Below are 12,222 nucleotides of genomic sequence, written 5' to 3'. Positions count from 1 at the left end.
GGTTACGCTCATGTCGTATACGGTGACCGAGGCCACGGTCGTCTTTCCCGATAAGAAGGCGGCCTCCTCGTTCTCGAGCGGGTATGCGTCCAAAAAGCCTTGCGCACATATCGATTGTGAGCTTGAGGGCGGTTTTGAGCGGTCCATTTGGATTCCCGTGCGGGTCGCGCGGCTGTATGTCAAAAACCGCCCCGATCTTCCCTGTGATTGGGACAACTTCCGTGAGGCGGTGCAGCTCATTGAGCGTAAATGTGCACTTACCATGGTGACCGAGATGTTATCGCGCCGCGACCATGCAACGGGTGAGGTCCGTGACAAGCTGGCTCGCTACGGCTTTCACCAGCCTGCGATCGATTTCGCCGTCGAGCGCGCCACCGAGTATCGCTTTTTAGACGAGAGCCGCTTTTGCTCGTACTTTATCGAGGAGCGCAAGCGGCGCGGTTGGGGACAGCGCAAAATCGAGACCGAGCTCAAGCGCCGTCATGTCGTGCTCGATGACATTCCCGGTTATCCCGAGGATTATTTTGCCGTCGAAGACGATTTGACGCGTGCGTCAGCCCTGCTCGCCAAGCGTCGTGTTCCAGAGACGCGCGGATTCGAAAAACTGGTTCGGTTTTTGATGGGCAAGGGCTTCTCGTATCACATCGCCGCCGATGCCGTTAAGGCACGTCTCGATGCCGAACGCGAGGAATGTGCAGTTTAGGCGTATGCGCTTTGTTGCCCTGCCGTTCACCGCGTTTTAGCCGCCGTGCTGGGGCCATTTATTTGACAGTTGTTGTGGTTCAACGTACGATAAACACTGTCATTTGCTTTGTGATATGTGCTCATCTGTGATGAGTTTGTTTATATGTTTATCTGTATCCGACCCGCATAAGCTGCGCCCATATTACTCAAATGTCGCGAGCCGTTCGTAAGGACGGTTCGCTTTGTTGTGTAACGAATCCATAAAAAGGAGTGAGCATGCCTATCATCGCAGCGCTCGTTGGCATCGTTTTGGGTGCCATCGCCGCCATTGCCTACATGCGCACCGCCAAGCAGGGTAGTCTTCACGAGGCCGACGAAAAGATCCAGTCGGCACACGCACAGGCTGAGTCCCTGATCGGTGATGCTAAGCGTCAGGCCGAGACCCTCAAAAAAGAGGCTCTGTTCGAGGCTAAAGAGGAGATCATCAAGAACAAGCAGGCCGCCGAGGCCGAGGACAAGCAGCGTAAGAGCGAGATTCGTACGCTTGAGAACCGCGTGATGCAGCGCGAGGAGTCCCTTGATCGCCGAAACGACGCTCTCGACAAGCGTGAGCACCAGCTGTCCAGCCAGGCCGGTCAGGTCGAGAAGCGCTCCCGCGAGCTTGAGGAGCTCTGCACTAAGCAGACCTCCGAGCTCGAGCGTATTGCCGACCTTACCCGCGAGGACGCCCACAAGGAGCTCCTCGATAAGGTTCGCGGCGAGGTCACCCACGAGGCCGCCACGATCATTCGCGAGTCCGAGCAGCAGGTTCGCGCCGAGTGCCACAAGACCGCCCAGGAGATTCTGTCCCTGGCGATTCAGCGCTGCGCTGCCGACCACACAGCCGAGGTCACCGTTACCTCCGTGCACATTCCCTCTGATGACCTCAAGGGCCGTATCATCGGTCGCGAGGGTCGCAACATCCGGACCTTCGAGCAGGTTTCCGGTGTCAACCTCGTGATCGACGATACGCCCGAGACCGTCGTTCTTTCGAGCTTCGACCCGGTCCGTCGTGAGACCGCTCGTGTTGCCCTCGAGAACCTCATCGCCGACGGCCGCATTCACCCCGCTCGCATCGAGGAGATGTATCACAAGGCTGCCGACCTGGTTCAGCAGCGCGTGCGCGAGGCTGGCGAGCAGGCTGCCTTCGATACCGGCATTCACGACCTGCATCCCGAGATCGTCAAGACCCTTGGTGCCCTGCGCTACCGTACTTCGTTTGGTCAGAACGTGCTTCAGCACTCCCTCGAAGTCTCTGACCTGTGCGGCGTGATGGCTTCCGAGCTTGGCCTGGACGTTGTGACCGCCAAGCGCGCCGGCCTGCTGCACGACCTTGGCAAGGCAATCGACCACGACGTCGAGGGCCCGCATGCCGTCATCGGCGCCGAGCTTGCCCGCCGTTATGGTGAGAAGCCCGTTATCGTCCACGCTATCGAGGCTCACCATGCCGATGTCGACCCCAACACGGTGCTCGATGTCCTGGTACAGGCCGCCGATGCCGTCTCCGCCTCTCGCCCCGGTGCCCGTCGCGAGTCTGCCGAGAACTACATCAAGCGTCTCGAGAAGCTCGAGGAGATTGCCAACTCCCATGAAGGCGTCGAGCGTACCTATGCCATGCAGGCTGGTCGCGAGGTCCACGTCATGGTTCAGCCGGACAAGATCTCCGATGCCCAGTCCACGGTCCTGGCTCACGATATCGCCCATCAGATCGAGGAAGAGATGGAGTATCCCGGTCAGGTGCGCGTCGTCGTGATTCGCGAGAGCCGCGCTGTCGATATCGCTAAATAACATGAGCGACGCGAACGAGCTCATCTCATTTATCGCGTCGATGTCGGGGGAGGGCAACCTTCGCGTCGAGGAGAACCTTGGCGAGGGGTATGTCCGCCTCCGCGTTTCGGAGGCCGAGCGGCGCCAGGCAAAACACGACATTCAGCATGTCGAGGATATCGTCATCGAAATGCTCCGTAATGCTCGCGATGCCGGCGCCGACAAGGTCTATCTCGCCACGACCAAGGAAGATGGCGTCCGCACGCTTGTCTTTCTGGATAACGGTTCGGGCGTTCCGCAGGATATGCAAGAGCGAATCTTCGATGCCCGCGTTACCTCCAAGCTCGAGAGCATGAAGATGGACCGTTGGGGCGTTCACGGTCGTGGCATGGCATTGTTTTCGATCAAGCAGAACACCGACGAGGCCCGTGTGGTCACGTCCGGCGTCGATCTTGGTTCAGCCTTTAAGGTGAGCGTTGCAGCCGACCGCCTCAGTGAGCGTGCCGATCAGTCCAGCTGGCCCCAGGCCGTCAAGGATGAGGACGGACGTTATGTCTGTGCTCGCGGCCCGCATAATATTATTCGCGCTGCCTGTGAGTTTGCGCTCGAGGAGCTGCGTGGTTGCGATGTCTATCTTGGTTCTCCGTCTGAGATTGCCGCGACCCTTTATGCTCAGGCGTCAAGTCGGCTCGATACGTCTCGTCTCCTGTTTATTGATGACGAGAGCGAGCTTCCGGTTGTCGATCGTTTAGGCCTTGCCTCTGATGCCGAGGACTTTATCCGTATCTGCTCGGGTTTGGGTCTTGGGATGTCCGAGCGCACGGCACATCGCATTTTGGCAGGGCAGATTAAGCCCGTTCGCGGTGTGACCGCGCGTCTGCTGCGCGAGCGTGATTCGTCCTCGCATGCGCCGGCTCCTGTCGATCTCGCGAAGGATCGTCGCGGGCTACGTATTGCCAAGGATGACATGGCACAGTTTTCGCGTGCTGTGGAGCGGGACTTCAATGACCTTGCCGCCAGGTACTATCTCAACCTTTGCGGCGACCCAAAGATTCGTGTTTCGCGTGATCGAATCACTGTGACCTTCGATCTTGCCAAAGAGGAATAGTGCCTTTACCGAGTCCTCTCGGTACGATACAGTTATTGCAGTTAAAACGTACTTTTAAACGCAGGAGTTTCTTCATGGATTGCCTGAAGGTATCAAGCAAATCATCGCCCGCGTCCGTTGCCGGCGCCATCGCCGGCATGGTCAAGGATGGTGTACCCGTCAACATCCAGTGTGTCGGCGCCGGTGCTGTCAACCAGGCCATTAAGGCCGTTGCCATCGCGCGCGGTTTTTTGATCCCAACCGGTTTTGATATTTCCTGCGCGCCCGTGTTCTCCGACATTCTCATTAACGGGGAGTCGCGCACGGCCATCCGCCTTTCTATCTACGTTCACCAGATCAATCGAGCTGCTATGGATAACGTCGTCATGGATGATGTTAAGCCTGTGGCATAGCTTCTGCTAGCCTCGTTTCGCTCCCCAACGTTAGGACTTATGCACATGGATCAGCGTTCCGTACGCGATATTCTTGCCGGTAAAACCTACTTTATCCGCACCTTTGGCTGCCAGATGAATCAGCACGACTCTGAGCGCGTGAGCGGTCTGCTCGATTCGTATGGTTGCCTCATGGCGCTCGATCTTGAGCATGCCGATATCGTTGTCTTCATGACATGCTGCGTGCGCGAGGCCGCCGATACTCGCCTGTACGGTCAGTGCAATTCCTGCAAAAGCCTGCCGCCTTCGCCTTCGGGCAAGCGTGTGGTTGCCGTGGGCGGCTGCATCGCGCAGCGTGATGGCGAGGGACTGCTCACCAACGTCGATAACGTCAATGTCATCTTTGGCACGCATTCTATCGCACATGTGGCCGAGCTCATTGCCGAGGCGTTCCTTGACGGCAAGCGTCATATCCGCACCAATGAGCATGAGGATACGGATGCCATGAGCATGCCGTGGCATCGAGAGACCCAGTATCACGCTTGGGTGCCCATCATGACGGGCTGCAATAATTTCTGCACCTATTGCATCGTGCCGTACGTGCGCGGTCGCGAAAAGAGCCGCCCCTTCGAGGAGATTGTCGACGAGGTGACCGGTTTGGTGCGCCAGGGCGTGCGTGAGATTACGCTGCTGGGCCAAAACGTTAACTCATATGGTCGTGATCTGTTTGGCAAGTCGCGTTTTGCCGATCTGCTGCGTGCCGTGGGCGATACGGGTGTGGAGCGCATCTTCTTTACGTCTTCGCATCCCAAGGACCTGTTGCCCGAGACCATCGACGCCATGGCCGAGACGCCTGCCGTTATGCCGCAGCTGCACTTGGCCGTCCAGTCAGGTTCGACGCGGATCCTCAAAGAGATGAATCGCCGTTATACACGTGAGGACTATTTGGGCCTGGTCGATCGCATTCGCAACCGTATGCCCGATATCGCGCTCTCGACCGACATTATCGTTGGCTTCCCAGGCGAGACTGAAGAAGACTTTGAGCAGACGCTCTCGCTTGCCGAGACGGTCCGCTATGCCCAGGCCTATACCTTCATCTACTCCAAGCGCGCTGGTACCCCGGCCGCCGAGATTGATGATCCCACACCGCACAAGGTCATCCTTGAGCGCTTTAACCGTCTGGTCAAGGTTATCGAGACGACAGCGCACGAGTACAACCAGGGTGAGCTCCATACCGTGGTGCCGGCGCTCATTGAGGGTACGAGTAAAAAGAACGATGCGGTGCTGCTGGGCAAGAGCCCCAAGAATCAGACCGTTCATGCGCCCATTCCCGAGGGATATAGCATCGACCAGCTTGTCGGTAAGATCGTTGATGTTGACGTCGACGTTGCTAAGACGTGGTATTTGTCAGGCTCCGTTGTGGGTGAGCCGCGCTAATGATTTCTCCCGGGGCAGGTCTTTCCGCCGTTTCGATCGTCGGTCCGACGGCGGTTGGTAAAAGTGACGTCGCTGACCGTTTGGCCGCTCGCCTTTCGTCTGAAGTGCTGTCGTGCGATGCGATGCAAATCTATCGCGGTATGGATATCGGCACCGCAAAGATGACGCCCGATGAGTGTACGGCGCCTCTGCGTCTCGTTGACATCGTAGAGCCGGGCGTCGCGTACTCTGCGGCGCTTTACCAGGCAGACGCTCGCGCGCATGTTGAGCGCCTGCTCGGGTCTGGACGTCTTCCGGTGTTTTGCGGGGGTACGGGCCTGTATCTCAAGGCCGCCCTCGATGAGATGGATTTTCCCTCGGGAGAACTTGAGGACGATCGCCGTGCGGGTTATCAGGAACTTGCCGAGCGCATTGGTGAGGAAGCGCTGCATAAGCTGCTTGCCGAGCGCGATCCTGAGTCTGCCGCGGTCATTCATCCTCATAATGTGCGCCGCGTGATTCGTGCGCTCGAAATGCATGATGACGGCGTTTCCTACGCACAGCAAAAGTCACAGTTTAGTGTTCCATGTGAGCATTATCATGCCTTGTGGTTTGGCTTGACACGCAATCGTGAGCTGCTTTACGAGCGCATTAACCTGCGCGTTGACCTCATGTTTGAGCAGGGTCTTGTTGATGAGGTCCGTGGCCTTATGGACCAGGGGCTTGAAGATGCGCTCACTTCGATGCAGGCGATTGGCTACAAAGAAATCATTGATGCTTTTAACGGTGTGATGACTATGGATGAGGCTCGTGAACTCATTAAGATGCGTTCGCGTCGCTATGCCAAGCGTCAGCTTTCGTGGTTTAAGCGCGACGATCGTATTGTGTGGTTCGATATGGACGAATATACGGTCGATGAGGTCGTTGAGGATATCTTGCATCGCATCGAGGCTGCCTGATGGCCCGGTTTCCCCTCGTTCCCACAGCACCCGAGCCTGAGCGTGCCATTCTTGTCGGCGTCGAGTGGCGCGACAATGCGTGGCCGCTCGATCGCTCGCTCGATGAGCTTGAGCGCCTGGCGCACACGGCTGGCGCCCGGTGTGTTGCTCGTTTGTCGCAGCGACTGGTTAAACCCTATCCTAAATCGTTTATCGGTTCCGGCAAGGTTGAAGAGCTGTGCGGCTTAGTGCATCGCATGGATGCCGATGTCGTTATTTTTGACGACGATCTGACGCCTTCACAGCAGTCCTATCTGGAGAAGGCCGTGGGCGAACCGGTTAAGATCATCGATCGCACGGCGCTCATTCTTGATATTTTCGGCCTGCATGCCCAGACGCGCGAGGGTCGTCTACAGGTGCAGCTGGCGCAGCTTCAATATCTGTTGCCTCGTCTGCGTGGCATGTGGAGCCATCTTGCCAAGGAGCAGACGCGCGGCGGCATCGGTTCGCGCTTTGGCCAGGGTGAAAGCCAGCTCGAGGTTGACCGTCGCTTGATTCGCAATAAGATTGCCGCGCTTCGTCGTGAGCTCAAGCAGGTTGAACAGCGTCGCGATGTCCAGTCCAAGAGCCGCATTGAGTCACCGGCGTTTCGCGTCGCGTTAGCCGGTTATACCAATGCCGGTAAATCGACGTTGCTCAATCGCCTGACCGGCTCTACGGTACTTTCGCAGGACAAGCTGTTTGCTACGCTCGACCCGACGACGCGTTCGTATCGCCTGCCCGGCGGTCGCGGCATGACGATTACTGATACCGTCGGCTTTATTCAAAAGCTGCCGCATGGTCTGGTCGATGCCTTTAAATCGACGCTGTCCGAGGTGTTGGGTGCCGATCTAATTCTCAAAGTCGTAGATGCGTCTGACGAGGACTATGAGCGGCAGCTTGAGGCTGTCGACCGCGTTCTTGATGAGATCGGCGCTGGAGAGCGTTTAACGCTGACCGTATTCAATAAAATCGATCTTCTCGATAGCGTTGATCGTCTGAGCTTCCGTCGTCGCTATCCCGAGGCCGTGCTGTTCTCGGCCCAGACGGGCGAGGGACTCGACGATTTCGTCGACCGTATTGCTCGTGAGGCGGCTGCTACCGATGTGTTGCTCTCTGCTGATATCCCGTATCGCGAGGGCGCCCTCATCACGCTGGTGCATGAGCAGGGAACCCTTTTGCACGAGGAATATCTTGTGGACGGCGTTCGTATTGTGGCGAAGCTGCCGGCCCGTATCGCGCCGCGGCTCAAGCGTTATCGCACCGAGTAGACGAGCTCCAAAAAGCCCAGAATAATGGGTTGATGCAGCAGATAAAAGGGGAGTGCATGACGTCCAAGGCTGGCGAGCGCCGGCAGGGGGTTGGCGTAGGCCCAGCTTAGGGCGGTCTTATCGATTCCCTGCGCTATATGTGCGGCGAAGTATCCTGCAAGATACATAAAGATGAACGGGATGATGGGGTAGTAATCACCTGAAACAAACCCAAGGCTCGGAAATCCCAGCCACGCCAGGTAGGGGACAGGGTAGATCGTTTTGGGGATACTCCAGGTGAGGGCGAACAACACAAGGCATAGCGACATGCCCCATCTCGCCGATATCTTCTTAAGGACGGGATCGGTCAACGCCACGATGCCGGTACATGCGGCCATGCAGTAGATGATGCCAAAATTAACCGAATCGTCGACTGAGACAAGTGTTGTTGCCAGCCAGACGACGAGTGCTGCTAAGGCGTATTTGGCGGCACGTTTGATATTGTTGCGCGAAAGGGTGCACATCCAACCCGCGATAAACAAAAATACCCAGCTGATGCTGGCGCGCCAGATGTCTTGAAAGACGGTCTGGGTAAACCAGGGCATATCCCAGTCGTACAGGTAGGCGAGATCGTAGCAAGCGTGAAAACCTGCCATTGAAATCATCGTAAACCCGCGGACGGTATCAAAGATGGTGATGCGTTTTTGCATTACGAGAACCGGCGCATTAAGCCGACGACTTTGCCCAAGATGATGGGATTCGTTGCATAGATAGGCTCCATGGTGTCATTCTCGGGCTGCAGGCGTACGCGTCCCTGCTCCTTGTAGAACGTCTTGACGGTCGCTGAACCATCAATCATGGCCACGACAATTTCGCCGTTCATGGCACTCTTTTGTTCACGGACGATGATGTAATCGCCATTGAAGATGCCGACATTGATCATTGAGCTCCCATGCACCTCAAGGATAAAGGAACCCTGATCAGTGGCGATTTCGGTCGGGATAGTAAAAGTGTCTTCGATATTCTGCTCGGCCAGAATGGGAATCCCAGCCGCGACGCGACCAACGAGCGGTAGCGAGACCGTTCCGCGAGGTGCGGTGGGCTCGTCAGATTTAGAAATTGAGACAGAGGAACCGTCCTCGTTAAAGAGTTCCAGGGCGCGCGGTTTGGTGGCATCGCGCTTGAGTAGCCCGCGCGCCTCCAGGGCAGAGAGATGGGCGTGCACGGTGCTGGGAGAGGATAGGCCCACGGCAGAAGCCATCTCGCGCACGCTGGGCGGATAACCCTTCTCCTGCTGATATTCCTTGATGAAGTCGTAAATTTGCTGCTGACGCTTGGTAATTTTGCGAGCCATCAGGGCATCCTCTCTACCCATGTCAAACAAATGTTCGAATTTTGCTTGACAGGAACAACTGTTCGAAGATAATAATAACCGAACATTCGTTCTCGCGCTAGACATTTTTGTCCGCGCGGCTTGATAAAACTGTTCTCAGCAAAACACGCGAGAGGAGAACATGATGAACGCAACGAATATGGTCCAGGGAAACCTCGCCCTTAAGCTCGAGACGCCTGCCGCGCCCGCTTTTACTGTTGTCAAGGGTGGACGTTCCGGTTATCAGCCTTTGCCCGTAAAGTCTGCTCGCACTCAGTATGCTGTTGCCGCGCCGACTCCCGCTGCCCTGAAGGTCTCGACGATTGTTGCCGTCGCCGTTGCGCTCACGCTCTTTTTTGTCCTCGCTACGTCGGTCTTTAGCGCTCGTCACGCCGCGTATGCCGAGTCCGTTTCCAACGTTACCTACGAGACCATTCGCGTTCAGCCTGGTGATTCTCTTTGGTCGCTTGCCGAGGAATATCCAATCGAAGGCCTTTCCACGCAAGAGACTTCCGACATGATCCGTAACGTCAATCATCTGGAGCATGGTTCGCTCGCCGCCAGTGCGCATCTTAAGGTTCCTGCTCGTTCGTAATCATTATCGCGCTGCGCATGGTACTCTTGTTATCGTTTAAGAGGAGGTACCATGCGCTGTCCTAAATGCGGCAAGGCACATACCCGCGTCGTTGATTCCCGTATGCAGGAGTCAAATAACACCATTAAGCGCCGTCGCGAATGTTGCTCGTGTAACTACCGCTTTACAACGTTCGAGCGATGCGAAGACCCAATTGAGGTCATTAAGTCGGACGGAACTAAGCAGCGGTTCGATCGCAATAAGCTGCTCGTCGGCTTGATGCGTGCCACCATCAAGCGCGATATCGACACTAAGAAGCTCAATGAGATTATCGACGATATCGAGGTCGAGCTGCGCTCTCGCACGCTGACGGCCGTCACGTCGCATGAGTTGGGTGACATGGTGCTCAAGCGCTTGGCCAAGATCGATAAGGTGGCGTACATCCGCTTTGCCTCGGTCTACCGCGATTTCAAAGACGTCGATGAGTTTCTGCAAGAGCTCGACAAGCTAAGGTGATTCCATGTCCTGCATTACCGTCAACATAAAGCGTCTCGACCCCACCGTCGAGCTTCCCAAATACGCCCATCCCACCGATGCCGGCTTGGATCTGCGCTCCAACGAGGACTGCGTCCTGAAGCCCTTCGAACGTCGTCTGGTCTCTACCGGGCTGGCCATCGCCCTGCCCGATGGCTACGCCGGCTTCGTCCAGCCCCGCAGCGGCTTGGCCATCAAGCAGGGCCTGTCTATAGTCAATACGCCGGGCCTCATCGACGCCCACTACCGAGGAGAACTCAAGGTTATCCTCATCAACCTGGATCCCTCCAACAACATCCAAATCAACAAAGGCGACCGCATAGCCCAACTCGTCATCCAAGAAGTCCCCACGGTCAACCTCATAGAAGTAGAAGAACTAGACGAAACCGACCGAGGCAACGGAGGCTTCGGCTCCAGCGGCGTCGCCTAGGGGCGCTCGTATCCCTCCCGCCCGGGGCTTACCTATATCATTCCATGCTCAAACATTCTCGCGTCGCTTCGCTCGCTGCGAAACTGCGCGTGGAACGATATAGGTAAGCCCCGGGCGGGCGGCTACTCGCTTGAAACAATATTTACTTTTCTAGTAAGCCGATGCGACAAAGGGGCTGTCCCTTTGTCGCATCGGCTTACTGTATTTATATTTTCCTGTTTTACCTTTGCAGGTTCTAATGGAGGGGATACCGAAGTAGCTGCTAGTAAGTAAACGCAGCCGCTCTGCCGGAGCCGCCCTTATATCGTTCCACGCGCAGTTTCGCAGCGAAGCGAGAATGTTTGAGCATGGAATGATATAAGGGCGGCTCCGGCAGAGCGGCGGACATTCGACTAGCGGATATGCGCGGGCTTTCCTCCCCAGTAGAAGCGGCAGAAGGCTCGTTTGCGCTTTTGGGGTTTGCCTACGAGCTCCATGGTGGCGATGGCTATGTCTTCGGCTGCGTGGGGGCGGCGTAGTACTTCGCCGTTGATGAGTAGGGCTTTGAGTGATTCGGGATGGTCGTGCAAGTGACGTAGGGTTACGATGAGTTCACGTGCGGTGGTGACGTGCATGCTGGCGCCCATGCCGGTAAGCATCGTGGTGTTGGCCTTTTCCTGACCGTATGATTTGCCCAGCAGGATCATCGGCAGATGAGCGCACAGGCACTCGGTGACCGTGAGTCCGCCCGATTTGAGGATTGCCAGGTCGCAGCCGTGCATGAGGGCCGCCATGTCGTCCACGTAGTCCAGAACCGTGACGTTGTCGAGCTTCATGGCGTCGAAGAGCGTCTTGAGTCGGGCGGCGTATTCCTTATCCTTGCCCGGTAAAAAGACAAAGTGCATGTCCTCAAAGCTGCGTAAGAAGGGGAGCGTGTGGTCCATCGCGGCACGGAAACGCACGTATGGTTGGGGCAAACTGGCGCCGGCCATCACCAATACGACGGTTTTGTCTACGGGGAGATTGAACTTGCTCAGCTCTTCCTCGCGATCGTAATTTGAATCGAAACCGGCTCGGATGGGGATGCCCGTTATGCGGATCTTTGACTCGGGAACTTTGCGGGGGCGCAGCGTTTCGGCCATAAACTCGTTGGCCACGCAGAACAGGTCGGTGTCCTTGTGGGGCCAAAAGCCTTCGACTTCATAGTCTGTTGGTACGCAGATGACCGGATAATCGATACCCGTAATAACGCGGGCACCCACGGCAACATTGGCTGCTGTGATGTGCGTTGCGACCACGGCTATAGGCCTGCGGCGACGAATATATTCGTTGAAGGCGGGGAACATAATTCGCGACCATGCCGTGCCGCCACCCCAGAGAAGATGCCCCGTAAGCGTATATCGCCAGGTCAGGTCGTAAATGGGGCGTGTGGCTCCCGTAAAAGAAGCCGCGGTCTTATTGCCGTCGAATTTAATACGTCCAAAATCAAGGATATCGAGCACTTCAATTTCAATATCCTCAGGGATTCCCTTGGTGCCGCGGATAAGGTCAAATGCTTGTGCAATCGCGTTGGCGGCGGCTTTGTGGCCCGATCCAACTGATGCGTGCACAATGGTTACCAGGGGTTTTTGTGCAGGTAAAACGGTCATTTGCTCCGGTTGGGGAGTGGCTTGCATGGGCAGGGGAGCGCTATTGCTCGTCTGCGTTTGATCCATCGATAA

General features: G+C 56.6%; 13 protein-coding genes. 10 read left to right on the top strand and 3 right to left on the bottom strand.

From position 1 onward, the window contains the following. The first annotated feature begins 10 nt into the window (after window positions 1-10). The 7 genes from HMPREF9463_RS08285 to hflX all read left to right on the top strand — a co-directional run bounded on the left by HMPREF9463_RS08285 (window position 11) and on the right by hflX (window position 7,633). Window positions 11-703 carry a regulatory protein RecX gene (locus tag HMPREF9463_RS08285; RefSeq protein ID WP_082437769.1) on the top strand — a complete coding sequence of 231 codons (693 nt, stop codon included), beginning with the start codon at window positions 11-13 and terminating at the stop codon, window positions 701-703. A gap of 257 nt (window positions 704-960) precedes the next feature. Further along, on the top strand, window positions 961-2,511 hold the full coding sequence (gene rny, locus HMPREF9463_RS08280; protein WP_035138500.1) for a ribonuclease Y: 1,551 nt from the start codon (window positions 961-963) through the stop codon (window positions 2,509-2,511). 1 nt (window position 2,512) lies between these two features. Continuing rightward, entirely contained in the window at window positions 2,513-3,598 is a 1,086-nt protein-coding gene (locus tag HMPREF9463_RS08275; protein ID WP_035138498.1) for an ATP-binding protein, read from the top strand. A gap of 74 nt (window positions 3,599-3,672) precedes the next feature. Then, window positions 3,673-3,990 (top strand): stage V sporulation protein S, encoded by a 318-nt coding sequence (locus tag HMPREF9463_RS08270; protein ID WP_006235982.1) that lies wholly within the window; start codon window positions 3,673-3,675, stop codon window positions 3,988-3,990. 45 nt (window positions 3,991-4,035) lie between these two features. Then, the gene (gene miaB / locus HMPREF9463_RS08265; RefSeq protein WP_035138495.1) at window positions 4,036-5,406 is read left to right on the top strand and encodes a tRNA (N6-isopentenyl adenosine(37)-C2)-methylthiotransferase MiaB; all 1,371 of its coding nucleotides are present in this window, start codon (window positions 4,036-4,038) and stop codon (window positions 5,404-5,406) included. Next, the gene (miaA, locus tag HMPREF9463_RS08260; protein WP_035138493.1) at window positions 5,406-6,344 is read left to right on the top strand and encodes a tRNA (adenosine(37)-N6)-dimethylallyltransferase MiaA; all 939 of its coding nucleotides are present in this window, start codon (window positions 5,406-5,408) and stop codon (window positions 6,342-6,344) included. The genes miaB and miaA overlap by 1 nt, the downstream gene beginning before the upstream one ends. Beyond that, on the top strand, window positions 6,344-7,633 hold the full coding sequence (gene hflX / locus HMPREF9463_RS08255; RefSeq protein ID WP_035138491.1) for a GTPase HflX: 1,290 nt from the start codon (window positions 6,344-6,346) through the stop codon (window positions 7,631-7,633). The genes miaA and hflX overlap by 1 nt, the downstream gene beginning before the upstream one ends. On the opposite strand, the gene HMPREF9463_RS08250 is transcribed toward hflX, so the two are convergent. Both HMPREF9463_RS08250 and lexA read right to left on the bottom strand, forming a co-directional pair. After that, window positions 7,618-8,322, bottom strand: coding sequence for a heparan-alpha-glucosaminide N-acetyltransferase (locus tag HMPREF9463_RS08250; RefSeq protein ID WP_035138489.1), 705 nt, complete (start codon window positions 8,320-8,322; stop codon window positions 7,618-7,620). The two genes, hflX and HMPREF9463_RS08250, sit on opposite strands and share 16 nt — an antisense overlap. After that, window positions 8,322-8,966, bottom strand: a complete 645-nt coding sequence (gene lexA / locus HMPREF9463_RS08245; RefSeq protein WP_035138488.1) for a transcriptional repressor LexA — start codon at window positions 8,964-8,966, stop codon at window positions 8,322-8,324. Before lexA ends, HMPREF9463_RS08250 begins: the two co-directional genes overlap by 1 nt. A 163-nt stretch (window positions 8,967-9,129) precedes the next feature. Here lexA and HMPREF9463_RS08240 point away from each other — a divergent pair, with 163 nt between their 5' ends. From HMPREF9463_RS08240 to dut, 3 genes are read left to right on the top strand one after another with little or no spacing between them, the layout of a single operon-like run. Next, entirely contained in the window at window positions 9,130-9,579 is a 450-nt protein-coding gene (locus HMPREF9463_RS08240) for a LysM peptidoglycan-binding domain-containing protein (protein ID WP_035138484.1), read from the top strand. Window positions 9,580-9,630: 51 nt separating this feature from the next. Next, window positions 9,631-10,074: a transcriptional regulator NrdR gene (gene nrdR, locus HMPREF9463_RS08235; protein WP_022093781.1), complete on the top strand. Its 444-nt coding sequence runs from the start codon at window positions 9,631-9,633 to the stop codon at window positions 10,072-10,074. Between the two features lie 4 nt (window positions 10,075-10,078). Then, window positions 10,079-10,522 carry a dUTP diphosphatase gene (dut, locus tag HMPREF9463_RS08230; protein ID WP_035138481.1) on the top strand — a complete coding sequence of 148 codons (444 nt, stop codon included), beginning with the start codon at window positions 10,079-10,081 and terminating at the stop codon, window positions 10,520-10,522. A gap of 392 nt (window positions 10,523-10,914) precedes the next feature. Here dut and HMPREF9463_RS08225 read toward each other — a convergent pair whose 3' ends face one another. Further along, complete coding sequence (locus tag HMPREF9463_RS08225; protein ID WP_232219785.1) at window positions 10,915-12,216, bottom strand: MGDG synthase family glycosyltransferase; 1,302 nt, start codon at window positions 12,214-12,216, stop codon at window positions 10,915-10,917. Between the last annotated feature and the right edge of the window lie 6 nt (window positions 12,217-12,222).

Source organism: Collinsella sp. 4_8_47FAA, assembly GCF_000763055.1.
GTDB lineage: Bacteria > Actinomycetota > Coriobacteriia > Coriobacteriales > Coriobacteriaceae > Collinsella.
The sequence above is the reverse complement of the archived record's forward strand: the minus strand, read 5'-3'. Positions and strand labels throughout refer to the sequence as shown.